Here is a 24,453-nt window from a genome sequence, read left to right on the forward strand (position 1 = left end):
GGCAGGCAGCCCGACCAGCAACGAGGAGTCAGGAGACGTCATGACGGACGGCATCACGGACAGGTACGTCGCCGCGATCGACCAGGGCACGACCTCCAGCCGCTGCATCATCTTCAACCAGGACGGCGCGACCGTCGCCGTGGACCAGCGCGAGCACCGGCAGATCTTCCCCAAGCCCGGCTGGGTGGAGCACGACGCCGAGGAGATCTGGGCCAAGGTGCAGGCGGTGGTGGCGGGCGCGCTCGCCAAGGCGGGCTTGCGCGCCGACCAGCTCGCCGCGCTGGGCATCACCAACCAGCGCGAGACCACGGTGCTGTGGGACCGTTCCACCGGCAAGCCGGTGCACAACGCGGTCGTCTGGCAGGACACCCGTACGGCGCAGCTCTGCCACGACCTGGGCGGCGCGGACGGCCAGGACCGCTTCCGTGAGGCCACCGGGCTGCCGCTGGCCAGTTACTTCTCCGGGCCCAAGGTGGCCTGGCTGCTGGACAACGTGCCGGGGCTGCGGGCGCGGGCGGAGGGCGGCGAGATCGCCTTCGGGACGATCGACTCGTGGCTGATCTGGAAGCTGACGGGCGGTACGGACGGCGGGGTGCACGTCACGGACGTCACCAACGCCGGGCGCACGATGCTGATGAATCTGCACACGCTCCGGTGGGACACCGCGATCCTGTCCGCGATGCGGGTGCCGGAGGCGGTGCTGCCGGAGATCCGGTCCTCGGCGGAGGTGTACGGGACGGCGGTGGGCCAGCTGCGCGGGGTGCCGGTGGCCTCGGCGCTGGGCGATCAGCAGGCGGCGGTGTTCGGGCAGACCTGCTACCGGGTCGGCGAGGCCAAGAACACGTACGGTACGGGCTCGTTCCTGCTGCTCAACACCGGGCAGCGGCCGGTGCCGTCCAAGAGCGGGCTGCTGACGACGCTGGGCTACCAGCTCGGCGGTGAGGCTCCGGTCTACTGTCTGGAGGGCTCGATCGCCATCACCGGTGCGCTGGTGCAGTGGTTCCGGGACCAGCTGGGGATCATCGACTCGGCCGACGAGATCGAGGATCTGGCGGCGCGGGTCCCGGACAACGGCGGCGCGTACATCGTCCCGGCGTTCTCGGGGCTGTTCGCGCCGTACTGGCGGTCCGACGCGCGCGGTGTCATCACGGGCCTGACCGGTTACGTCACCAAGGCGCACCTGGCGCGTGCGGTGCTGGAGGCGACCAGCTGGCAGACGCGGGAGGTGGTGGACGCGATGTACCAGGACTCCGGGGTGCAGATCACCGCGCTGAAGGTGGACGGCGGGATGACCGTCAACAACCTGCTGATGCAGCACCAGGCGGACGTGCTGGGGGTGCCGGTGATCCGCCCGGTGGTCGCGGAGACGACGTGCCTGGGCGCGGCGTACGCGGCGGGGCTGGCGACGGGGGTGTGGCAGGACCTGGACGAGCTGACGGCGCACTGGAAGCGGGACACGGAGTGGACGCCGCGGATGGACGGGGTGACGCGGGAGCGCGAGTACGGCAACTGGCGGCGGGCGGTGGAGCGGAGCTTCGGGTGGCACGCGGCGGGTGACGGCGGCGCGTAGCCGCTCCGGCGGCCGACGGGTGTACGGCCCGTACTCCGGACGGCGGAGTACGGGCCGTACGTCCGCGTGCCTCAGGGGAGCGCGGGCTCGCGCCGCCGGGCGCCGACGTGCATCGCGTGTTCCACGACCGCGATGAGGACGTCCTTGGCGGAGTCCTTCTCCCGTGCGTCGCAGAGCATCACCGGTACCTCGGTGTCCAGGTCCAGCGCGTCGCGAACCGTTTCCGCGGGGTAGCGGTCCGCGCCGTCGAAGCAGTTGACGGCCACCATGAACGGGATGCCGCGGCGCTCGAAGTAGTCGATGGCGGCGAAGGAGTCCTCCAGGCGCCGGGTGTCGGCCAGTACGACGGAGCCGAGCGCGCCGCGGGCCAGCTCGTCCCACAGGAACCAGAAGCGGTCCTGTCCGGGCGTGCCGAAGAGGTAGAGCACCAGGTCGTCGCGGAGGGTGATGCGCCCGAAGTCCATGGCGACGGTGGTGGTCCGCTTGCCCTCCACCCCGATGAGGTCGTCGACCGGGCGGCCCGCCTCGGTCAGCCGTTCCTCGGTGCGCAGCGGTTTGATCTCGCTGACCGCGCCCACCAGGGTCGTCTTGCCCACTCCGAAGCCGCCCGCCACCAGGATCTTGAGGGTGACGGGGTCGGGGGCCTCCTGCTTGCGGCGTCGTTCAGAGCGCCCGAAGACCATGGCTGTCTTCTCCCGGTTCGCCGCTGGTGCTGTTCTCTCGCATTCTCGGTCCTCGCAGTTCGTGGGGGTGCGGCCCGTGGAGGGCGGCGGGCCGACGGGGCGTCACCGCCGTGCGGCGGTGCGCACGCGTGCGGTCACAGCGCCCGGAGCCCGTCGATCACCTCGCGGAGGATCTTCTCGTCGGGCAGCTCCGCCGGTGGCACGGGCCGGCTCACGTGGACCAGCTCCGCGTCCAGCAGGTCGCCGATGAGGACCCGTACGACGCCGAGCGGCAGGTCCATCTCGGCGGCCAGTTCCGCGACGGACAGCGGGGCGTCGCGGCACAGGCCGACGATGTCCACGTGTTCCGGCGACAGGGTCTGGTCATCGAGCGGTTCGCCCTGCCGGTCCTCGGCGATCACCAGGGCGATCAGGTCGAGCCGCGGTTCGGCCTCGGTGCTGGTCCGGCCGCGGGTCATCGCGTAGGGGCGCACCACGGGGCCCGCCTCGTCGTCGTACCAACTGGCGTCCCCCTGCCCGTGCCGGGCCGGGCCGTCTGTGGTCATGGCGTCACCGTGCCGTCATCCTCCGGTCAGCCGCCGGCGGGCTGCCCGGCCCTGGGCGCGGTGCCCAGGTGGGCGCCCACCCGCTTGACGAGCAGCGTCATCTCGTACGCGACGAGCCCCACGTCGGAGTCCGCGTCGGCGAGGACGGCCAGGCAGCTGCCGTCGCCCGCGGCGCTGACGAAGAGGAACGCTTCGTCCAGCTCCACCAGGGTCTGCCGGACCCGGCCCGCCTCGAAGTGCCGGCCGACGCCCTTGGCGAGGCTGTGGAAGCCGGAGGCCACCGCCGCGAGGTGCTCGCTGTCCTCGCGGGTGAGGTCGGCGGACGCGCCGGTGGCCAGGCCGTCGCTGGAGAGGATGAGCGCCTTGCGGATGCTGCCCACCCGGTCGACCAGCTCGTCGAGGAGCCAGCTCAGCTCACCCGACCCCTGCGGGCCCTTCGACTCGGCACTGGCCGCTGCTGCCTTCGGTGCGGTCATCGACCGTCCCCTCCCGATGTGGTTCCTGGTGCTGTGCTTGGGCTGCCGTCCCGCCCGTCGTCCTCGCCGTTGTCCCGCCGGCCGCGCTGCCAGCCGCGCTGGAGCGAGGCCATGCGGGCGCGGACCTCCTCGGCGTCGCGGTCGTCCGCGGTGCCGTCGGGTCCGGTGCCCGGCGCGTCCTGTGCGGCGGGCTCGGCCTTGAGCTGGGGAGCGAGGCTGGCCTGCCGTACGCGGCGGGGCAGCCCTCCTGCCTTCGTGGCGGGCCGGCCGGACGGGGCAGGGCCCGTTTCCGTTGTCGTACCGGTGTCCATGTCCGCATCCGTGTCGCCGTCGGTTTCCGCGTCGGAGCGTACGTCGGCGCGGGCCGCGCCGTCGACCGGCCTGCCGTGATCGGAGACGAGCACGGGCGGGCGGTGCCGTCGCGGCAGCGGCGCGGGCCCGTCGTCGGCCGGTGTCCGGTCGCTGGTCTGCTCGTGCTGTTCGGGGGTGCCTGCGGGCGGTACGGGGGCGACGGGCGGGGGGCCTTCGCGGAGGGGCCGTGCGCGGTGCAGGGTGCCCGGCTCCCGGTCGGTGCCGCGGGCGGTGTCCCGTCGGCCGAGGTGGGCGGGCCGGCCGCGGAAGAGGTTGTCCTCGTCGTCCGTCTCCGTCCGTCGCGCGAGTTCCGCGCGGGTCAGCGGGGGTTCCAGTTCGACCGGTCCGTCGATGACGTCCGGGGTGCGGTCCGCGGGTGCGGGCAGCGGCACGGGCACCTGGGCCAGCGCGGCGAGCTTGCCGCCGGGGGCTTCCAGTTCGCCGGTCCGGCCGCCGTCGAGCCGCCTGCTGCCGGTGTCGTCGTCGCGGCCGGTGTCCTCGGTGAGGAGCGGGGCGGGCAGGAAGACGACGGCGGTGGTGCCGCCGTACGGGGAGGGCTGGAGGGAGACGCGGACGCCCTGGCGCTGGGCGAGGCGGCTGACCACGAACAGGCCGAGCCGGTCGGTGTCGGAGAGTTCGAACTCGGGGGTCTCGGCGAGCCGCAGGTTGGCGTCGAGCAGGACGTCGGGTGCCATGCCCAGGCCCCGGTCGTGGATCTCCAGGGTGAAGCCGTTGGAGACCCGCTCGCCGACGACCTGTACCGCGGTGTGCGGGGGCGAGAAGACGGTGGCGTTCTCCAGGAGTTCGGCGATCAGGTGGGTGAGGTCGGAGACCGCGGGGCCCTGGACGGCCAGCCGCGGCAGCCGGCGTACCTCGATGCGCTCGTAGTCCTCGACCTCGGCGACGGCCGCCCGCACCACGTCCATCAGCTGGATGGGCTTGCGCCACTGCCGGGACGGTGCCGCGCCGGAGAGGATCACCAGGCCCTCGGCGTGCCGTCGCATACGGGTGGTGAGGTGGTCCAGGCGGAAGAGGTCGGCGAGTTCGTCGGCGTTCTCGGTACGCCGCTCCATCGCGTCCAGGAGGGTCAGCTGGCGGTGCAGCAGGACCTGGCTGCGGCGGGCGAGGTTGACGAAGACCTCGGAGACGCCGCGGCGCATGTCGGCCTGTTTGACGGCCGCTTCGACGGCGGCCCGCTGGAGGGTGTTCAGGGCCTGTCCGACCTGCTCGGTCTCGCTCTGGCCGAACTCCAGGCGCGGCGCCTCGGTCTCCACGTCGACCTGCTCGCCCGCGGCCAGCCGCCGCATGACGCTGGGCAGCCGGACGCCGGAGACCTCGTGGGCGTCCTTGCGCAGCCGGATCAGGTCCTTGACGTGCTTGCTGCCGATGCGGACGGAGACGATGACCGAGACCAGCAGGGCGACGAAGCCGAGGACGCCCGCGACGCCGGCCTTGACGAGGACGGCCACGGCGACCGGCTCGACGCGCTCCTTGTAGCGGTCGCCGGCCTCCCGGCCCATCCGCTGGAGGTCGCCGAGGACCTTGCCGGCGGCGGCGTTCCAGCGTTCGGCGTTGACGGCACGGGGGGCTGCGGAGGGGCCGCCGCCGATGATGCGGTCCTCGTAGGAGGTCAGTTCGCGGGCGGGTGCGGAGCGCCAGTAGTCGGCGAAGAGGCCGCGGTCGTCGCCGGGGAGCACGGGCAGGCTGGTCGCGTACAGGACGCGGCGCTCGGCGACGCGGTCGGCGAAGCCGCGCAGGTCGTGCGTGCTCATGGTGCCGGAGACGATCGCCGCGGACATCAGCGCGTCCTCGCGGGAGACGGCCTCGCGGGCGCGGGTGACGTTGACCAGAGCGCGGCCCTGCTTGTCCATCTCGACGTTCTCCAGCGCGTGCAGCGCGGCGAGGAACTCGTAGTTCGGGTCGACGAGGCCGTTGTACGCCTCGAACGCCGCGTCGCGGGAGATGGTGTTGTCCTCGACCTGGGTGCGCAGTGCGGACAGCCGGCCGAGGCTCTTGACGACGTCGTCCATGCGCTCGCCGGCGACGCCGTTGAGGTCGTCGCGCACGGCGGGCTCGGCGGCGTTGTCGCGCAGCTTGTTGACGATCTTGTCAGTCTCGCGGGTGCGGTCGCGCAGTTCGGCCAGGGAGTCGGCGCCGCGCCGGTCGGCGAGGTAGAGGAGGCTCTGCCGCCGTTCCTGCTGGAGTGCCTGGACGGCGTCCTCGGCCGGGTAGCCGAGTTTGGCGACGACGTGGCCGACGCCGAGCAGCTGGTTGGCGTCGCGTCCGGTCAGGTACGTGGCGAACGCCCACATGGCCGTGAGGGACACCAGTGGCACCAGCAGCAGCGCTGCGATCTTCCGAGTGATCGTCTTCCCTCGAAAGCGCATGGCCTCCCCTACGTCAACCCCGGCGCACGGGGATGGTGTTCCGTCAACAAACGGCGCGAGCCTACTACTGACGAGGGACCTGACCGAAGTCCTGTCCGGGCGCCGGATCCGCAGGTCAGGGGAGGATCGTCCGCAGTTGTCGGCTGATTCCCGGACAACCCGCCCACACATGTGGCCTCGAACACCTCCCCCGCGCTCGCCCGTACGCCGGAGCGGTTGGCCGAAAATCACATCGACCGGGAACCGGACGGCGCTCCCGTTCGTGACCATGGTGGGTGGTGGTGCGTCCCGGAACGGACATGCATCGGGTGAAAGCAGGGCAGGCACCCGGAATGCGGGGCAGGCGGGTACGTGCGGGTACGGGGAGAGTGACGCCGAGATGGTCCACGATGACGGTGACGCTTACCTGGGCGACGGCAGGCGCGCGTTGTGGCAGGAGGAGCCGGCGGCCCGGCGCCGGATGGCCGACCCGGTGCGCACGGCGGCGGTGCGCGCCGTCATCATCGCGGCGCTGACCCTCATTCAGGCCATGGTGGCCTTCTTCTGCACGATGGCGGGTGCCTGGTTCGCCTTCCCCGCCGTGCTCAGTACGGTCGCCAGCACGGTGGTCGCGACCTGGGCGGTGCTGGACGTCTGGGTGACGCGCCAGGTGTGGGTGCAGCGCAACGGGGTGCGCTCGCAGCCGAGCAGTACGGCCAGGAGGCTGCGCCGGGAGCGCCGCCAGGCGCGGCGGGCGGCCCGCAAGGGACGGGAGCGTCCGCCACGGGTCGGCGGCGCGGCGGCGTGACGCAGTGGTGACGCCCGGCGGCCGCGGTCCTCAGGCGTAGGCGTCTTCCCGCGCGGTGGGCTCCGGTGTGACGGGCTCCCGGGTGGCGGGCTCCCGGGTGGCGGGCCGGACATGGATCATGCCGTCGGCCTCGGTGACCTCGTGGGTGCGCACGGGGCGGCTGGCCGGCAGGCAGCCGGGCACTCCGGTGCGCAGGTCGAACAGCGCGGCGTGCAGCGGGCATTCGACCTGGCAGTTCTCCACCCAGCCGTCCGAGAGCGAGGCGTCCTGGTGGCTGCAGGTGTCGTCGAGGGCGTAGAGCCCGCCTTCGCTGCGGAAGACGGCTATCGCGGGTGTGGTGGCGTCGATCTCGATCCGTACGGCCCCGCCTTCGGGCAGGTCCTCCGTGCGGCAGACGGGAATCATCTGGCCCCCTCAGCGCTCATCGGTATCATGGCGTTCTGAATAACGCATCGCGTAGCGCATTGCGCAACAGAATCCAGTCCGGGGAGTGTGCCGTCAAGGGGCTGCCGACGCTTCTTGGCCGGGCCCCCTTCGACGGGCCCCGCCGGGGCCAACGGGTGGTGACGCAGGAACCCATGGCGAAGACGACCGAGGCGGCCGACGACCGGTCCGAGGAGAAGCGGGGTGCGGCCGGATCCGTCCAGTCCGTGGACCGCGCGGTGAGCGTCCTGGAGATCCTGGCCCGCCTCGGCGAGGCCGGGGTCACCGAGATCGCCGAGGAGCTGGGGGTGCACAAGTCCACCGCCTTCCGCATCCTGGGCGTCCTGGAGCACCGCGGACTCGTGGAACAGGAGCACGAGCGCGGCAAGTACTACCTGGGCGCCGGGGTGTTGCGGCTGGCGGGCGCCGCCGCCATCCGGCTGGACATCTCGCAGGAGGGCCAGCCCGTGTGCCGGGCGCTCGCCGACGAGACCGGGGAGACCGCCAACATCGCGGTCCTGGACGGGGACGCCGCGGTCAACATCATGCAGGCGCGGGGCGCCGCCGCGGTCACCGCGTACAACTGGCTGGGCCGCCGCACCCCCCTGCACGCCACCGCGAGCGGCAAGGTGCTGCTGGCGCACCTGCCGCGGGAGCGGCGCGAGCGCCTGGTGGAGCGCAAGCTGGCCCGGTTCACCGCGGGCACCCTCACCACGCCCGGCGAGCTGCGCCGTCAGCTGACCGCGGCGGCCGAGGCGGGGTACGCCTGTTCGTGCGAGGAGCTGGAGATCGGGCTGAACGCGGTGGCGGCGCCGGTACGGGCCCACGACGGCGCCGTGATCGGCGCGATCGGCGTCTCGGGGCCGGCGTACCGGATGGCGGAGCCGCTGCTCGTGGAGCTGGCCGGGCAGGCGGTGAAGGCGGCTGCCGACCTGTCCCGCCGGATGGGTTTCGCGGGCTGAGGGGCGGCCACCCGGTCACCTCTTGACGGATCGCTCACGGACTTCCAGCATGTCTCTCATGACGCAACATTGCGCGTCATGAGCAACACAAGGGATTCCCTTGGGCGTTCATCCGTCTCCACGGCTCCCTGCGCCTCCTCCGGTTCCCCCTGAGACCCGTGCGGTTGCCCGCGTCCCGTGGACCCCGTACGCCCCGGCAATCCCCCATAACGGCATCCGCGCCAGCTCCACACACCCGCCCCTGCCCCGCAGGCGCTGTTTAGGAGTGAGTCATGCCGCACGAAGCCCGCGCCGTCGTCGCCGCCAAGAAGGGCGCCCCCGTCGAGGTGCTGCCGATCCTCGTCCCCGATCCCGGGCCGGGGGAAGTCCTCGTCACCGTGCAGGCCTGCGGGGTGTGCCCCACCGATCTGGACTACCGCGACGGCGCGGTCGGCGACGGCTTCCCCTACCTGCTCGGCCACGAGGCCGCCGGAATCGTCGAGGCCACCGGCCCCGGCGTCACCGGACCGGCGCCGGGCGACTACGTGGTGCTCGCCTGGCGCGCGCCCTGCGGCCGGTGCCGCTCCTGCCGCCGCGGCCGCCCCTGGTACTGCTTCGACTCCCGCAACGCCGCTCAGCCGATGACCCTGCTGGACGGCACCCCCCTGACCCCGGCCCTGGGCATCGGCGCCTTCGCGGAGAAGACCCTGGTCGCCGCCGGGCAAGCGGTGCGGGCCGACCCCGCGGCCCGCCCCGAGGCCGCGGGTCTGATCGGCTGCGGGGTGATGGCCGGGTACGGGGCCGCGGTGCACACCGGGGGTGTGGGCAGCGGCGACACCGTGGCGGTGATCGGCTGCGGCGGCGTCGGCAACGCCGCCATCGCCGGAGCCTCCCGGGCCGGGGCGCGCCGCGTCATCGCCGTGGACATCGACGACGGCAAGCTGGACGCCGCCGAACGCTTCGGCGCCACCGACACCGTCAACTCCCGTGGCACCGACCCCGTCGCGGCGGTCCGCGCCCTGACCGGCGGGCACGGCGCGGACGTCGTGATCGACGCGGTGGGCCGTCCCGAGACGTTCCGGCAGGGCTTCTACATGCGGGACCTGGCGGGCACGCTGGTGCAGGTCGGCGTCCCGGAACCGGACACGCGCATCGAGCTGCCGCTGCTCGACGTGTTCGCGCGCGGCGGGTCGCTGAAGTCCTCCTGGTACGGCGACTGCCTGCCCAGCCGGGACTTTCCGGTCCTGATCGACCTGCATCTGAGCGGCAAGCTGAACCTGGACGCGTTCGTCTCGGAGACGGTCGGCCTGGCGGACGTGGAGGCGGCCTTCGCGCGGATGCGGCGCGGTGAGGTGCTGCGTTCGGTGGTGGTCCTGTGAACGCCGGGGCGGGCACGGGCGGTTCCGGTGCCGCGCACCCCCGCATAGTGATCATCGGCGCGGGCATCGTCGGCTGCTCCCTCGCCGACGAACTGACGGCGCGCGGCGCGCGCGACGTCACCGTACTGGAGCAGGGACCACTGCACGCCCCCGGCGGCTCCACCTCCCACGCACCGGGACTCGTCTTCCGTACCAACGTCTCCAAGACGCTCAGCGACTTCGCCGCGTACACGGTCGAGAAGTTCTCCGCCCTGACGGAGGACGGGCGGCCGTGCTTCGACGCCGTCGGCGGCCTGGAGATCGCCACCACCGGACAGCAATGGGCCGAACTGCACCGCAAGGCCGGGCTCGCCGCCTCCTGGGGCATCGAGGGCGAGCTGGTCGACGCCCGGCGCTGTGCCGGGCTGTGGCCGATGCTGGACGCGGCCAAGGTGGCGGGCGGATTCCACACGCCCGGTGACGGGCTGGCCAGGGCCCTGCCCGCGGCCCGCGCGCAGACCGTACGCGCGCGGGCCCGGGGCGCCCGCTTCCTGGACCGGCACACCGTCACGGGCATCGAGCGGGAAGCGGGCCGGGTCACGGCCGTCGTCACCGACCGGGGCACCTTCCCCGCGGACGCCGTGGTGTCGGCGGCGGGCTTCTGGGGCCCGGTGATCGGGGCCATGGCAGGCGTGCCAGTACCGCTGCTGCCGCTCGCCCACCAGTACGCGAAGACGTCCGTGCTCGCCGGGCCGGACGGACGGCGGCCGGTACTGCGCTTCCAGGAACGCGGCCTCTACTTCCGCGAGCACGTCGAAGAGGGCGCCGCAGGGCCCGGCACGGGCCGGATCGGCATCGGCTCGTACGCACACCGCCCGATGCCCGTCGGCCCGTCCGCCGTGCCCGCCTTCGACGACGCGCCCGTGATGCCCTCCTCGCTCCCCTTCACGGCCGAGGACTTCGCCCCGAGCTGGGAGGACAGCCGCTGGCTGCTGCCCGCCCTGGACGGAACGCGGGTCGAGGAGGGCTTCAACGGCGTCTTCTCCTTCACCCCGGACGGGATGCCGCTGCTCGGCGAGGCGCCCGGACTGCGCGGCTTCTGGCTGGCCGAGGCGGTGTGGGTGACCCATGCGGCGGGCGCCGCCAAGGCGGTGGCCGAGTGGCTCACCGAGGGCCGCCCCGCCACCGACGTGCACGAGTGCGAGATCTCCCGCTTCGAGGAGGCCCAGCTCTCCCCCGCCTACGTCACCGAGCGCGGCACGCAGCAGTTCGCCGAGGTGTACGACGTCATCCACCCGCTCCAGCCGCCGCGCCGCCCGCGCCCGCTGCGCGTCAGCCCCTGGTACGAGCGGCAGCGGGAGCTCGGCGCGTACTTCCTCGAAGGCGCCGGGTGGGAACGTCCGCACTGGTACGAGGCCAACGCCCCCCTGGCGGACGGCATCGCGCTGCCGGAGCGGGACGCCTGGTCCGCCCGCCACTGGTCGCCGGTCGCCGCGGCCGAGGCACGCGCCACCCGGGAGCGGGTCGCGCTGTACGACATGACGCCGCTGAAGCGGCTGGAGGTCAGCGGGCCGGGCGCGCTGGACTTCCTCCAGTACCTGACCACCAACCAGCTCGCGAAGAAGCCCGGCTCGGTGACGTACACGCTGCTGCTGGACGACGCGGGCGGCATCCGCAGCGACCTGACCGTGGCCCGCCTGGCGGCCGGCCGCTTCCAGGTCGGCGTCAACAGCGGCATGGACCTCGACCACCTGACCCGGCACGCCCCCGCCGGCGTCCAGGTCCGCGACATCACCCCCGGCACCTGCTGCGTCGGCGTCTGGGGCCCGCGCGCCCGCGACCTCGTACAGCCGCTGACGCGCACCGACTTCGGGCACCGCGCGTTCGGCTACTTCACGGCGCGGCAGGCGTACGTCGGCGAGGTGCCGGTGACCGCGATGCGGCTGTCGTACGTCGGCGAGCTGGGCTGGGAGCTGTACACGAGCGCGGACCTGGGGCTGCGCCTGTGGGACACGCTGTGGGCGGCCGGGCAGCGGTACGGCGTGGTCGCGGCCGGGCGCAGCGCCTTCAACAGCCTCCGTCTGGAGAAGGGCTACCGCGCCTGGGGCCAGGACATGACCACCGAACACGACCCGTACGAGGCGGGTCTGGGCTGGGCCGTCCGGAGGGACAAGGGCGACTTCGTGGGGCGCGCGGCACTGGAGGGACGCTCGGCCGGCACCGCGCGGCGCAGGCTGGCGTGCCTGACGCTCGACGACCCGGCGGTGACCGTCATGGGCAAGGAACCGGTGTACGTGGACGGCGCGCCCGCGGGTTACGTGACCAGCGCGGCGTACGGCTACTCCGTCGGGCGCACGGTCGCGTACGCGTGGCTCCCGGCGCGGGCCGCGGTGCCCGGGACGGCCGTGCACATCGAGTACTTCGGGGAGAAGGCCGCGGCGACGGTCGCCGCCGAGCCGCTGTTCGACCCCGCGATGGAACACCTCCGCAGATAGCCCGCCGCAGATAGTCCGCCGCAGGCAGTTCCCAGGCCCAGACATCGCAGCCCGCAGCCCGTCGGGTGTCCCCGCCGACCCGGGAGGTCCGCTTGTCCCCCACCTATGACGTGATCGTCCTCGGCCTCGGCGGCATGGGCAGCGCCGCGGCCCATCAGCTGGCGGCGCGCGGTGCCCGCGTGCTGGGCCTGGAGCGGTTCGGCCCGGTGCACACCCGCGGCTCCAGTCACGGCGGTTCCCGCATCACCCGCCAGTCGTACTTCGAGGACCCGGCGTATGTGCCGCTGCTGCTGCGCGCCTATGAGCTGTACGAGGAGCTGGAACGTTCCACCGGGCGGCGGATCGCCACCCTGTGCGGCGGTGTGATGCTGGGGCCGCCGGACAGCCGTACCGTCGCCGGGTCGTTGCGCTCGGCCCGCACCTGGGACCTGCCACACGAGATGCTCGACGCGCGGGAGGTCCGCCGCCGCTTCCCGACGCTCGCCCCGGCCGTCGGCGAAGTCGCCCTGTACGAGGCCCGCGCCGGTTTCCTGCGCCCGGAGAACACCGTCGCCGCGCAGCTCCAGCTCGCCACCCAGGGCGGCGCCGACCTCCACTTCCAGGAGCCGGTCACCCGGTGGGAAGCGCTGCCCGGCGGCCGCGGCGTGCGGGTCCACACACCCGAGGACGTCTACACCGCAGGGCAGCTGGTGATCTGTCCCGGGGCGTGGGCGCCCGCCCTGTTGTCCGACCTGGGGGTGGCGTTCACCGTCGAGCGCCAGATCATGCACTGGTTCGAGCCGGACGGAGGCACCGGCCCGTACGTCCCGGAGCGGCACCCCGTCTACATCTGGGAGGACGCCGACGGCGTACAGATCTACGGCTTTCCCGCCATCGACGGGCCGGGGCACGGCGCGAAGGTGGCGTTCTTCCGCCGGGGCGCCGTCTGCACGCCGGAGACCGTCGACCGGACCGTGCACGAGGACGAGGTACGGGCGATGGCCGGGCAGGCGGCCCGGCTGCTGCCGTCCCTGCCCGGCCGCCATCTGAAGTCCGTGACGTGTATGTACACCAACACTCCCGACGAGCACTTCGTCATCGCGCGGCACCCGGGGCACGCCGAAACCGTGACCGTGGCCTGCGGCTTCTCCGGACACGGCTTCAAGTTCGTGCCGGTGGTGGGCGAGATCCTCGCCGACCTGGCGCTGACCGGGCACACCGCGCACCCCGTGGAGCTGTTCGCGCCCGAACGCCTGCTCACGACCGCTGCCGCAGCCGCCCCGTCCGCCCCAGGAGGCGCCCGATGACCCTCGCTCCCGAGACCGCCGGGACCACCACGGGTGCCAGCCTCACCAGCACCCTTCCCGGCTCCCTCTACACCGATCCCGCCGTCTTCCGCCAGGAACAGCAGTACATCTTCGAGTCACTGTGGTGCTGCGCGGTGCGCGCCGCCGACCTGCCGCGGCCGGGTGCCTTCCGTACGGTGCAGGTCGGCCGGGAGAGCGTGCTGATCGTCCGCAACCGGCGCGGCGGCTTCGGCGCCTATCTGAACGTGTGCCGCCACCGGGGCGCCCGGCTGTGCACCGACGCGTCGGGCGAGGTGCGGCGCAACCTCCAGTGCCCGTACCACGCCTGGACCTACGACCTGGACGGGCGGCTGGTGGCCGCGCCCAACCTCCGGCGGATGCCGGACGTGGACCGCTCGGAGCGCGGGCTGCTGCCGGTCCGGCTGCGCGAGTGGCTGGGCTATGTGTGGGTGTGCCTGGCCGACGAGCCGCCGTCGTTCGAGGAGACGGTGGCCGGGGCGGTCAGCGAACGGCTGGGCGGCGCCGGGGCGATCGAACGGTACGGGATGGCCGGGCTGGACCTCGGCCGGCGCATCACCTACGACGTACGCGCCAACTGGAAGCTGATCGTCGAGAACTTCATGGAGTGCTACCACTGCGCCACCATCCACCCCGAACTGACCGACGTCCTGCCGGAGTTCGCGGACGGGTTCGCCGCGCAGTACTTCGTCGGGCACGGCGCGGCGTTCGCGGCGGAGGCGGAGGGGTTCACCGTCGACGGCAGCGGCGGCTTCGCCCGGATCGCGGGCATCGAGGAGAGCCAGGACCGCCGCTACTACGCGATCACCGTCCGCCCGCAGGTCTTCCTGAACCTCGTACCCGACCATGTCATCGTGCACCGGATGTTCCCGCTGGCCGCGGACCGTACCGTCGTGGAGTGCGACTGGCTGTACGCGCCGGAGGTCATCGCCGCGGGAGCCGACCTGACCCGGTCGGTGGAACTCTTCCACCGGGTCAACGCGCAGGACTTCGCGGCCTGCGAGCGGACCCAGCCCGCGATGGACTCGCGGGCCTACCGGGCCGGCGGGGTGCTCGTCCCCAGCGAGCACCACATCGGCGACTTCCACCGGTGGGTCACTCGGCTGCTGCCGGGGAGTCCTGGTGTTCCTGAGGCTCAGGAACACCAGGGGCCTCAGGAACCTCTTGAGACGCCTGAGACTCCGGACGGGCCTGCTCCGGACGGGCCTGCTCCGGCTCCGGCCGGGCCTGCGGCTGCTCGTCCTCCGGGCGCCGGTACATCCGCGTCGCCGTGATCTTCCCGTGCACCGGCTCCGACTCGGGGTCCTGCTGCGGCAGTCCGGGCCGCAGGTGCTCCTCGACGCTGATGTACTTCAGCCCGGCCCGCAGGTCCGCGTCGTTGCGCAGGCGGATGACCAGCGGGAACTCGGCGAGCGCCGTGGTGTCGAAGAGGCCGGTGGTGTAGAGGAGCTGGACGCCGAGCGCGTCGGCGACGGCGCGCTGGAGCTCCAGCAGGTACGTCGCGTTGGCGCGGCCGATGGGGTTGTCCAGGAACAGCGTGCCGGCGTGCCGCTGCTTGTCGCGGCCGCGGTCGTTGCTGCGCAGGGCGGCCATCGTGCAGTACAGCGCGATGGCCGCGGTCAGCAGCTGGCCGCCGGAGAACACGTCGCCCATCTGCCCGACCGGGACGCGCTCGGCGCGCAGCACCGCGTCCGGCTTGAGGATCTCCACGGCCACGCCGCGCGGCTGGAGCGCCGCGGCGACCCCGCGCAGCAGCAGGGACATGCCGTCCCGCCGCAGGTCGCTGTTCTTCTTGACCGCCGAACTGGTCGCCTCGTCGATGACCTCGCCCAGCCGCTCGGTGAGCGTGGCCTGGTCCGGGTCGTCGAAGCGGATGCGCAGGAACTCCTGGCCCGACCACTCCCCCAGTCCCTCCGGGAGCCGGGACAGCCGCTGGGCGGAGCGCAGCGTCGTCAGGGACGAGTCGACCAGGCCGCGCAGCCGGTCCACGATGCTGTCGCGGTTGCGCTCCAGCTGGGTGAGTTCGTCGGTGAGCACCCGCAGCCGGGGCGCGAAGGCGTCGGCCCACTTGGCGGCGTGCTCGGGCAGCGCCGCCGCGGGCAGTTCGCGGATCTGCTGCCGGGCCGGGGTGCGGACCTGCTCGTACTTGGTGGAGTTGGCGTGCCGTACGAGCACGTCGCTCGCCTCGCGGACCGCCGAGTCGGCCGCCGACAGGTCGCTCGCGCAGCCGCGCAGCGAACGCCGGGACTCGGCCGCGGCCTGCCGCGCGTCCTCCAGGCGGCCCGCGTACGGCTCGGGGCGCTCCCCCTCGTCCTCCTGGGTGTCGCGCAGCAGGTCGCGCAGCATGGCGGCGGTCTCGTCGAAGCCGGCGGCGGCGTCCTCGGAGGCGCGGTGGGCGCGCAGCAGCTCGGTGTGGGTGGCGCGGGCGGTCTCCAGCGCGTCGTCGGCGGTGGTCAGTTCGCCGTTGGCGGTGCGCAGCAGTTCCTTCGCGCGCTCCGCGTCGGCGGGGATCATGTCCGCGGGCAGCTCGGTGTGTGCCTCGCCGTCGGCCGGGGCGAGCCGTTCGGCCTCGCCGCGCAGCCGGCCGAGCTGTTCGCTGGCGGCGGAGGCGCGGCCCTCCAGGCGGGAGACCAGGGCCTCGGCGCGGGCCGCGGCGGCCTGCCGGGACGGGCCGTCGGCGGCGTCGGGGCTCTCCAGGAGCTGTTCGGCGCGGGAGCGGACCTTGTTGGTGAGGCGGTTCAGCTCGGCGAGCGCGGCGCTCTCGTCGCCTTCGGCGCGGGCCTGCTCGGCGCGCAGGTCGGCGCCGACGCCCACCTTCTCGTACAGCTGGGAGGCGGCGCGGTACGCCTCGCGCAGCGAGGGCAGCGAGCCGGCCGCGGGCTCGGCGGTCTCGCCCACGTCGTCCGGCACGCCCGCGATCTCGGCGCGCTCGGCGCGCAGCGCGTGGGCGGTGCGCCGGGCGTCGTCGGCGGCGCGCTGGGCGGTGCGGCGGTCCTCGTCCGCGGCCCTTGCCCGGTCGACGCACTCCTCGGCGCGGGCCTCCAGCTCGGCGCCCTCGTCGGCCAGTTCACGCAGCCGGGCCTGCCAGGAGGCACGTTCGCGCAGCCGGTGGGCGAGCCCGGCGAGGGCGTCGGCGACGCGGCGGGCGCGTTGCGCGGCCTCCTGCCGTTCGTCGCGCACCCGGGCGGTCTCGGCGGCCTCCTCGTCGGCCTCGGCCCGTACCGTGCGTACTTCCGCGAGTTCACCGGCGGCGGTGTCGGCGGTCGTACGGGCCTGTTCGGCGGTGGTGGCCAGTTCGGCGAGGCGGCCGGGCGGGCAGCCGGTGCGCCAGGAGGAGAGGCGGGCGGCCAGCGCGCGGTCGCCGGACAGCCGGGCGGCCAGCGTACGGATCTCGTCGTCGCGCTCTATGGCGCGGGCCCGCAGCGCCTGGCGCTCCTCGTCGGCGGCGGACTCGTCGTGCATGGCCGGGTTCGGCGGGACGAGGAAGACGCCGCTGTCCTGGGCGTCCGGGGCGGGGGTGGGCGCGAGCAGGGCGGCGGCGGTGCCGACGGCGACGGTGGAGCGCGGCAGCAGCGCGGCCTGCGCGAGCACGTCGCGGGCCCGTGCGTGGGTCTCCGGGTCGGTGATGATGACGCCGTCGACCAGCTCGGGTCGGGCGGCGAGGACGCGGGTGTGGTCGGCGGGGTCGACGGACTGGGCGAGGTAGCGCCAGCCGGGCAGCGCGGGGACACCGTGCTCGCCGAGGTATTCGACGGCGGCGAGCACGTCGGGTCCCGGCGGCAGCAGGCCGCCGTCGCCCAGCGCGCCGAGGATGCGGGCGTCGTCGGCAGCGGCGGTGCGCAGGTCGAAGAGCTGGCGCTCGGCGGAGGCCACGCTCTCGTCGAGCAGGTCGCGCAGGTCGTCCGCGTTGCGGTCGAGTTCTTCGGCGGTCAGGGGGCCGTCGGAGGCGGGGCGCGGGATGCCGCCGTCCGCGTCCCCGTCCGCGGAGGACGGCCGGTCCTGCGGCGTGTCGCCGTCCTGGGTACGGGAGTCCGCGGCCGACTGGCCCATGCGCGGTCCCGGCACGCCCGCCTTGGGCGCTGCCTGCGGCAGTCCGAGCAGGTCGGCGAGCCGCTGCTCGGCGCCGATCGACCCGGCGGCCTGACGCTCGGCTTCGTACGCACGCTCCGCGGCCTGGGCGGCGTCCTCGGCGCGGGCGGCGGCCAGTTCGGCGGCGGCGAGGCGGGTGGCGGCCTCCCGGGCCCGGTCGGCGGAGCGGGTGGCGGCCTCGCGCGCGGCGTCCCAGCCCTCGACGGTGGACTTCTCGGCGTCCGACGCGGCCAGCGCGGCGCGGGCCGGGTCGGCGTCCGGCGCCGAGTCGTCGAGCCAGCCGGCCCGTACGGCCTCGGCGGTCTCCTGCTCGACCTCGGCGAGGCGCTGCTTGAGGTGTTCGGCCTCGCTGCGGGCGCGCTGGGCGTGCGTGGCGGCGGCGGTGGCGTCGCGGTGCGCGGTGTCGCCGGTCTCCTGGAGGGCGGCGGAGCGCTCCTCCTGCTCGTTGGCGATTCCCTCACTGACGTCGGCGGCGCCCTGGAGGGCGCGCACCAGCTCGGTGGCGGCCTTCGTGCGGGCGGCGAGTGCGGGTGCGGCGTCCCGCTCGGCCTCGCGGATCGCGGCGGCGACGCGGGTGGCCCGGTCGGCGGCGGCGCGGTGGCGCAGCACGGTCTCGGCGGCCTGCCAGGCGGAGTGCAGGGTACGGGCGTCGTTCAGCTCGCGGCGCTGGGCGGCGGCGCCCTTCTCGGCGGCGGCGAGCGCCAGCGACGCGTGCCGGTAGGCGATCTCGGCGGAGATCAGCGCGCGGCGCTCGCGCACCCGTTCGGCGTCGGTGACCGCGTGCGCGGCGGTGGCGACCTGCTCGGCGAACTCGGCGGCGCGGCCGCGCTCCTCGGTGCCGCGGGCGTGCAGCCGGTGGGCGAGCGTGCGGGTGCGGCGTTCGGCGCCGGCGTGCACGTCACGGGCGGTCTCGCGCTGCTCGGCTGCTGCCGCGATGCGGGAGAGGAGGTCCAGGGAACCGGCGGTGAAGTCGCGCTCGGCGGTCAGTTCGGCGCGGCGGCCCAGCTTGTGCGCGAAGCCGTGCACGAGGTCGGCGAGGCCGTCGGTGTCGCGGGTGTCGGTGACGGCGCGGAGCAGCAGGTCGGTGAAGTCGGAGTCGTTCTTGACGGCGAAGAGGCCGGCGGCCTCGCCCTCGTCGGCGTTCATCTCCCGCTGGTAGCGGAAGAGTTCGGGGTCCAGGCCCAGCTCGCCGAGGTGTTCGTTCCACCGCTCGTGGATCTCGACCCAGGAGACGTCCAGGTTGGGGTAGTTCTTGCCGGCCTCCACCAGGGCGTCGCGGAAGCCCTTCATCGTACGGCGGCGGCCCCGGGCACCGGAGAAGCCCTCGGCCCGTTCGCCGCGCTGCCGCACCACCGATGCCTCGGCGACCGGCAGCGAGTCCAGGCTCATGCCGGGGCCGGGGCGGAAGCTGTACCAGGCCTCGGCGAACTTGCGCGGGTCGTTGGAGACCTGCCGGCCGCGCCATTCGCTGACCTTGCCGACGACGATGGACTCGCCGGTGAGGGTGTGCTGCCACTCCAGGGCGACGTGGCCGCAGTCGTCGGCGAGCAGGAACTTGCGCAGCACGCCGGAGCTGGCGCCGCCCAGGGTGTTGCGGTGGCCGGGCAGCATCACCGAGAAGATCAGCTTGAGCAGGACGGACTTGCCGCCGCCGTTCTCCAGGAAGAGGACGCCGGCGGGGGCGGGGCGGCGCGGCGGGCCGACCGGTTCGTCCTCGAAGAAGTCCGCCTGCGCCGGCGCCGGGTCGGGCACGGGCGCGCCGACTCCCCGCAGGTCCAGCACGGTGTCGGCGTAGCGCGCACCGGCTGGCCCGATGGAGTAGAGGCGGACCCGGGACAGCTCGTACATGGCGGCGGACTCTCGTTGTGTGGGCGGACGGTGGGGCGGGCCGGGTGGCTGGTGCCCGGCCCCGGGCGGTCAGGAGGAGTGGAAGGGCAGACCCGCGTCGGAGACCAGGTCGAGGTCGTCGGAGTCCTCGGCGGGCAGCAGGGTGGGGCTGCCGTCGCCGACGGGCACGACGCCCAGTTCCAGCAGTTCGGCCATGGCGGCGCTGCCCGCCATGTCGCGCACCTGGAGCTGGTAGCGGGCGGTGGTGCGGTACGCGCCGCCGGCGTCGTCGCCGGTGCGCTGGAGGAAGCCGGAGTCGACGAGGAAGGCGACGGCCTTGGCGATGATGCCGGTGGTCGAACCGGCGAGCCGCCGCGCGTCCTTGGTGGCGCCGGTCGCGCTGCGCCGCGCGTAGGTCCGCCAGGCCGCTTCGAGGCCGGGCGCGTCGCTGGCGGGGTCGGTGTTCTCGCCCTGTTCGTCGGCGCGCTCCTCCAGGCGGCGGCACGCCTGCCGGACGAACGCGTCCACGCCGTTGACGGTGATGCGGCCGATGTAGCCGTCGTCGGCGAGGTCCTCGGGGCGGGGGAAGGACATGGCGGCGACGGCGAGGTGGGCCAGGCCGTGCAGGAAGCGGTCGGCGGAGTCGGCGGAGGCGCGGCGGGCGTAGTCGCCCATCCGGACGGCGAAGACCGAGTCCTCGTCGGCGGTGACGGCCATGCCGGCGCGCGGGGACACCTCCAGGACGACCAGGCCGAGCCCGGTCGCGACGGCGTCGGCCAGGCGCGCGAACGCGGGTTCGTCGCGGTAGCGGCGGAGCAGTTCGCCGTACTCGGCGTCCCGGGCGGGCAGCAGCTTGGGCTGGAGGCCGAAGGAGACGAGCCGCGCGGCGTCGGCGGCGTCGGCGGGCGTCACGGGCGCGGGGCCCGAAGGCGCGGCGGCGGGGCCGGGCGCGGACCGTCCCGGGTGCTCCGCCGCGGCGGCCGGGTCCCCCTGTGCCGTGTCCTCGGCGCCGTCCTCGACGCCGGTTCCGTACTCACTCACGCCCGTACCTCCATGCGAACTTCCTTGTGCCGCCTTGCTGACGGCGTCCTGCGCGCGCCCTGCCCGGCCGGCGGCATCACGCCACCTCCGAGCGGTCGGCCGCCATGCCCGCCGCGTCCAGCAGGGCCTTGCCGACGACGAGGTCGGCGCCGCCGAACTCCGGGTCGTCCAGCACGGTGCCGTCGTCGACGGCGAAGAGCAGGTGCTGTTCGCCCTGGCGGTAGGCCGTGCCGACGGGCGGGCTGGCCGCGTGCACCGCCAGCAGGGCGACGAGATACGGCAGGTCCGGGTCGCCGCGGCGGGCCTCGGCGAGCAGTCCGGACAGCCGGCGGGGCGCGTCGGCGGGCAGGTCGAGCAGGGCCTGGGCGGCTTCGAGCTGCTCCTCGGAGAAGCGGCTGTCGTCGGGGGTGGCGATCAGGTCCGGCTCGGGCATCTCGGCGCCGAGGTGCTCGCGCTCGACGGGCGGCTGGAACAGCAGGCCGACCAGGTCGCCGAGGCGTACGGAGGTCCCCGTGCGAAAGCCCGTGCCGCGCGCGAAGAAGGCGTCGGTGACCCGGATCGCCTGCTCCACGGGGAGCGGCAGGACCGGGGCGACCAGCTGGCCGTACAGGTCGAGGCCGGAGCGGCCGGCGGGCGGCGCGAACGCCTGGCGGTCCTGCTCGGCGCGGAAGAGGGGGCCCGCCTCCAGCAGCCGGGACTGGAGCTGGGTGTGGCGGCGGATGCAGTCCTTGACGATGTCGACCAGCTCGGCGGCGCGGCGCTTGTGCTCGTGGTCCTCGGCCTCGTCGCGGGCCTTGCGGATGTTGGTGAGGATCGCGTTCTCGTGGCGGTAGCGGTCGGCCACGTGGTCGAGGGCTTCGGCGATCATGTCGGGGACGGCGCGCAGCCAGTCCACCGCGCGGACGTTGCGGCGGGTGGCGTCCAGGGTGCGGCGCAGCGTCTCGGCGTACTGCACGGTGCGGTAGCGGGCCTGCTCGGCGGCGAGCTGGGCGTCCGCCAGCCGGCCGCGGCTGATGAGCACCTCCAGCTTGACCTCGGCGGCGATCTGGGCGCTCGTCACGTCCGTGTCGAGGGCGCCGACCAGGACGTTGACGGCTTCGTCGGTCGTACGGAGGTAGACACCGCCGCCGGGTCCCGGGACCTCTTCGATGAGTTTGAAGTCGTAGTCGCGGCGGACGTACTCGCCCTCGGGGCCGAACGTGCCGTACACGGCGCGGAAGCCGCGGTCGACGCTGCCGACGTTGATCAGGTTCTCCAGCACCCAGCGGGCGACGCGCTCGTGCTCGGTCGCGGGGCGCCGCGGGGTCTGGGCGGCGATGCGCGGGAGCAGCCTGGCCACTATCTGCTCGTGGTCCGCGCCGGTGTCGAAGTCCATGTGGAGGGTGACGAGGTCGATGGCGGCGAGCGCCACCTCCGCCATCGCATACACCCCGTACTCACCGGCGAGGTTGGCCTTGCGCGCGTCCAGGTCGTGCAGCGGCGCGGTGCACGCGAGGGCGCGCAGCCGGCGGGCCAGGCCCTCGTCGGCGGCCGGGCCCGGCGCGGGCCGCGACGGTCCCTCGGGCCGGGCCGGGCCGTTGAGCTGGGACGCAGCGGTCCCCGGGGCAGGAAAAGTCACGTCGCACAGAGTAGGCGCTCACACTGACAACGGACGAAACGGCACGGGGCCGAGCGTCAGTGTGTGGCACCTCCCACAGCCTTGATGTCCGTATTTGTACGTGCGGCGGTGGCGGCGATCACACGCAGCCCCTCGGCGACGGCGCTCACCGGTAGTGAGGGCAGCGACCGGCCGGTGACCTGTCCGGGAGCGTACGGCACGTGGATGAAGCCGCCGCGCAGCGCGGGCCGCTCGGTCGCGATCAGGTGCATCAGGTCGTAGAAGATGTGGTTGCAGACGAAGGTGCCCGCGGTGTTGGAGACGGAGGCGGGCAGTCCCGCCTCGCGCACGGCGGCCACGCACGCCTTGACGGGCAGCGCGGCGAAGTACGCCGCGGGGCCGCCGGGGACGACCGGCTCGTCGATGGGCTGGGCGCCCGCGACGTCGGGGATGCGGGCGTCGTCGATGTTGACGGCGATCCGTTCCACGGTCAGGTCGGGCCGCCCGCCCGCCTGTCCGACGCACAGGACGAGGTCGGGGTCGTACGCCGCGACGGCCTCGCGCAGCGCGGTGCGCGAGCGCCCGTAGACGCAGGGCAGTTCGACGGCGGTGATCTCCAGGCCGGCGGGCGGCTCGGCGGCGGCGGCCCGCACCGCCTCCCAGGAGGGGTTGGAGCTCTCGCCGTCGAAGGGCTCGAATCCGGTGAGCAGGATGCGCGTCGTACGCGTCATGGCGTTCCCTGTGGTTCTTGAGCCGCGCGGTACCCCCCGGTCCGTGTGCGGTTCGTGTCGTGCGGTGCGTGTCGTGCGGTGGTGGGTGGGGCGGGAGCGGTCAGAAGGCGAACAGGGCCATAACCACGATGTTGCAGCCGAGCAGCACGCCGGCCGTGGGCAGTTGGGCCTTGATCGGGCCGTACTGGTCCTTCAGTTCCAGCAGCGCGGACGGGACGATGTTGAAGTTGGCCGCCATCGGGGTCACCAGCGTCCCGCAGAACCCGGCGAGCATGCCGATGGCCAGGACGGCGGGCGCGTCGCCGTGGAAGTGCTGGATGAGCACCGGCCAGCCGACCGCCGCGGTCATCACGGGGAAGGCGGCGAACGCGTTGCCCATGATCACGGTGAACAGGGCCATGCCGATGCAGTAGACGACGACCGCGACGTACAGGGAGTCCTCGGGCAGGACCGAGGTGGCCAGCTTGCCGACCTGGGTGCCGACGCCGGAGAGCTGGAAGATGGTGCCCAGGGTGGCGAGCAGCTGCGGCAGCAGCATCGCCCAGCCCATCGACTCCAGCATGGAGCGCCCGGCCTGCACGGGAACCGCTATCCGCTTCTCGCGCAGCATGATCATGCCGACGACGAGGGCGACGACGGCGCCGATGCCGAGCCCCAGGATGGTCTCGCTGCCCTCCTGGAGGACCGGCTCACCGCCGATCGAGAGCTTCTTGACGCCGACGGCGCACACCAGGGCGACGGCCGGGATGGCCAGCGCGGGCACGAACAGCTTGTTGCCCAGTTTCCGGGCGCTGGCCTCGCGCTGTTCGGGCGTGGTGGTCTGCGGTTTGCCGCGCCCGGTGAACCCGAAGCCGGCCAGGACGACCATGACCAGGACGGCCGCGCCCAGCGGCTCGGCCGGTGCCTTCTTCTCGACCACCCAGCTGCTGTAGATGAAGCCGACGCCGAGCAGGCCCCAGAAGGCGGTGGTGCCCAGCCGCTTGGGGTTGCTGCGGTCGGTGAGCATCTGGGAGGCCATCACCAGGAAGCTCAGGCCGACCAGCCAGTAGAACCACTCTGCCTTGATCACTTGGCTGCTCCCTCGGCGACGGGCTCGATGTTGGCGGTGACCAGCTCGCGTTCCAGGTACCGGTCCAGGCGCAGCAGCCGCCAGCCGTGCACGGCGAAGGCGCACAGCGCGGACGGGATGGCCCACAGCGCCAGGTGCAGCGGCTCCAGGTGGGTGTTGTACGTGGTGTTGACGAAGCTGGTGATCAGCAGGATCGAGCCGACGGCGAGGAAGACGTCCTCACCGAAGAACAGCCCCACGTTGTCGGCGCTCGCGGAGAACGAGCGGACCTTCTCCCGGCCCTTCTCGGTCAGCCGTCCGTGCTTGCGCTCGGCGGCGCCCTCGGCCATCGGCACGGCCAGCGGGCGCACGGTCTGCGCGTGTCCGAAGACGTGCGTCAGCCCGACGGCCGCGCCGATCTGCCGCATGCCCAGGTAGAGGGCGAGGAAGCGGCCGGTGGTCAGTTTGGCGAAGCGCGCGATCAGCCGGCGGGCCTGCTCCTGGAGGCCGTAGCGCTCCAGGAGGCCGATCACGGGCAGCGTGATCGCGAAGATCGTCACCGCCCGGCTGCTCGCGAAGCCGGTGCCGAAGGCCGCCAGGACCTCCTGCGGCGACAGGCCGCCCAGCAGGCCGGTGACGATGCCCGCAACGCCCACGACCAGCAGGGCATTGCGTTTGGTGGCGAAGCCGACCACGACCACGAGCACGCCGAGAAGCACGATCATGGGTCCGCCTTCCGCATACGGGACCCCACGCGGACCGTGAGGAGGATGCGAGGAGATTAGGCGATTGTTCAACGA

The 24,453-nt window shown here is 73.6% G+C and carries 17 protein-coding genes and 1 pseudogene; 7 read left to right on the forward strand and 11 right to left on the reverse strand.

The window, feature by feature from the left end:
* Positions 1 to 40 precede the first annotated feature (40 nt).
* Positions 41 to 1,570, forward strand: coding sequence for a glycerol kinase GlpK (glpK, locus tag A6A06_RS34915; RefSeq protein ID WP_199931376.1), 1,530 nt, complete (start codon positions 41 to 43; stop codon positions 1,568 to 1,570).
* A gap of 71 nt (positions 1,571 to 1,641) precedes the next feature.
* On the opposite strand, the gene A6A06_RS34920 is transcribed toward glpK, so the two are convergent.
* The 4 genes from A6A06_RS34920 to A6A06_RS34935 all read right to left on the reverse strand — a co-directional run bounded on the left by A6A06_RS34920 (position 1,642) and on the right by A6A06_RS34935 (position 6,012).
* Entirely contained in the window at positions 1,642 to 2,253 is a 612-nt protein-coding gene (locus A6A06_RS34920) for a GTP-binding protein (protein ID WP_073767286.1), read from the reverse strand.
* A gap of 134 nt (positions 2,254 to 2,387) precedes the next feature.
* Positions 2,388 to 2,798 carry a DUF742 domain-containing protein gene (locus tag A6A06_RS34925; RefSeq protein WP_073767288.1) on the reverse strand — a complete coding sequence of 137 codons (411 nt, stop codon included), beginning with the start codon at positions 2,796 to 2,798 and terminating at the stop codon, positions 2,388 to 2,390.
* Positions 2,799 to 2,824: 26 nt separating this feature from the next.
* On the reverse strand, positions 2,825 to 3,274 hold the full coding sequence (locus A6A06_RS34930; RefSeq protein ID WP_073767290.1) for a roadblock/LC7 domain-containing protein: 450 nt from the start codon (positions 3,272 to 3,274) through the stop codon (positions 2,825 to 2,827).
* Positions 3,271 to 6,012, reverse strand: a complete 2,742-nt coding sequence (locus A6A06_RS34935) for a nitrate- and nitrite sensing domain-containing protein (RefSeq protein WP_073767292.1) — start codon at positions 6,010 to 6,012, stop codon at positions 3,271 to 3,273. The genes A6A06_RS34930 and A6A06_RS34935 overlap by 4 nt, the downstream gene beginning before the upstream one ends.
* A 268-nt stretch (positions 6,013 to 6,280) precedes the next feature.
* Here A6A06_RS34935 and A6A06_RS34940 point away from each other — a divergent pair, with 268 nt between their 5' ends.
* Positions 6,281 to 6,799 carry a hypothetical protein gene (locus tag A6A06_RS34940; RefSeq protein WP_338015984.1) on the forward strand — a complete coding sequence of 173 codons (519 nt, stop codon included), beginning with the start codon at positions 6,281 to 6,283 and terminating at the stop codon, positions 6,797 to 6,799.
* A gap of 30 nt (positions 6,800 to 6,829) precedes the next feature.
* Here A6A06_RS34940 and A6A06_RS34945 read toward each other — a convergent pair whose 3' ends face one another.
* Positions 6,830 to 7,204 (reverse strand): bifunctional 3-phenylpropionate/cinnamic acid dioxygenase ferredoxin subunit, encoded by a 375-nt coding sequence (locus tag A6A06_RS34945; RefSeq protein ID WP_073767296.1) that lies wholly within the window; start codon positions 7,202 to 7,204, stop codon positions 6,830 to 6,832.
* A 173-nt stretch (positions 7,205 to 7,377) separates the two neighbouring features.
* Between A6A06_RS34945 and A6A06_RS34950 the strand changes: the two genes are divergently transcribed.
* The 5 genes and pseudogenes from A6A06_RS34950 to A6A06_RS34970 all read left to right on the forward strand — a co-directional run.
* Positions 7,378 to 8,184, forward strand: coding sequence for an IclR family transcriptional regulator (locus A6A06_RS34950; protein ID WP_073767298.1), 807 nt, complete (start codon positions 7,378 to 7,380; stop codon positions 8,182 to 8,184).
* Positions 8,185 to 8,456: 272 nt separating this feature from the next.
* Positions 8,457 to 9,542 (forward strand): S-(hydroxymethyl)mycothiol dehydrogenase, encoded by a 1,086-nt coding sequence (locus A6A06_RS34955; RefSeq protein WP_073767300.1) that lies wholly within the window; start codon positions 8,457 to 8,459, stop codon positions 9,540 to 9,542.
* Positions 9,539 to 12,016: a GcvT family protein gene (locus A6A06_RS34960; RefSeq protein ID WP_073767302.1), complete on the forward strand. Its 2,478-nt coding sequence runs from the start codon at positions 9,539 to 9,541 to the stop codon at positions 12,014 to 12,016. Before A6A06_RS34955 ends, A6A06_RS34960 begins: the two co-directional genes overlap by 4 nt.
* A gap of 92 nt (positions 12,017 to 12,108) precedes the next feature.
* Entirely contained in the window at positions 12,109 to 13,302 is a 1,194-nt protein-coding gene (gene solA, locus A6A06_RS34965; protein ID WP_073767304.1) for an N-methyl-L-tryptophan oxidase, read from the forward strand.
* Positions 13,299 to 14,438: pseudogene (locus A6A06_RS34970) on the forward strand (aromatic ring-hydroxylating oxygenase subunit alpha); the annotation flags it as partial. The gene solA and the pseudogene A6A06_RS34970, both read left to right, overlap by 4 nt.
* On the opposite strand, the gene A6A06_RS34975 reads toward A6A06_RS34970, so the two are convergent.
* The 6 genes from A6A06_RS34975 to A6A06_RS35000 form a co-directional block, all read right to left on the reverse strand.
* Positions 14,416 to 19,257, reverse strand: coding sequence for a hypothetical protein (locus tag A6A06_RS34975; protein WP_242441114.1), 4,842 nt, complete (start codon positions 19,255 to 19,257; stop codon positions 14,416 to 14,418). The pseudogene A6A06_RS34970 and the gene A6A06_RS34975 overlap by 23 nt on opposite strands.
* Positions 19,258 to 19,326: 69 nt before the next feature.
* Entirely contained in the window at positions 19,327 to 20,277 is a 951-nt protein-coding gene (locus A6A06_RS34980; RefSeq protein ID WP_073767308.1) for a hypothetical protein, read from the reverse strand.
* Positions 20,278 to 20,353: 76 nt separating this feature from the next.
* On the reverse strand, positions 20,354 to 21,895 hold the full coding sequence (locus A6A06_RS34985) for a hypothetical protein (protein ID WP_073767310.1): 1,542 nt from the start codon (positions 21,893 to 21,895) through the stop codon (positions 20,354 to 20,356).
* Positions 21,896 to 21,951: 56 nt separating this feature from the next.
* Positions 21,952 to 22,605: a pyroglutamyl-peptidase I gene (gene pcp, locus A6A06_RS34990; RefSeq protein ID WP_073767312.1), complete on the reverse strand. Its 654-nt coding sequence runs from the start codon at positions 22,603 to 22,605 to the stop codon at positions 21,952 to 21,954.
* 100 nt (positions 22,606 to 22,705) lie between these two features.
* Entirely contained in the window at positions 22,706 to 23,674 is a 969-nt protein-coding gene (locus A6A06_RS34995) for a DUF979 domain-containing protein (RefSeq protein ID WP_073767314.1), read from the reverse strand.
* On the reverse strand, positions 23,671 to 24,378 hold the full coding sequence (locus A6A06_RS35000) for a DUF969 domain-containing protein (protein WP_073767316.1): 708 nt from the start codon (positions 24,376 to 24,378) through the stop codon (positions 23,671 to 23,673). The genes A6A06_RS34995 and A6A06_RS35000 overlap by 4 nt, the downstream gene beginning before the upstream one ends.
* Positions 24,379 to 24,453 lie beyond the last annotated feature (75 nt).

The organism is Streptomyces sp. CB02923 (genome assembly GCF_001905005.1).
Classification (GTDB): domain Bacteria; phylum Actinomycetota; class Actinomycetes; order Streptomycetales; family Streptomycetaceae; genus Streptomyces.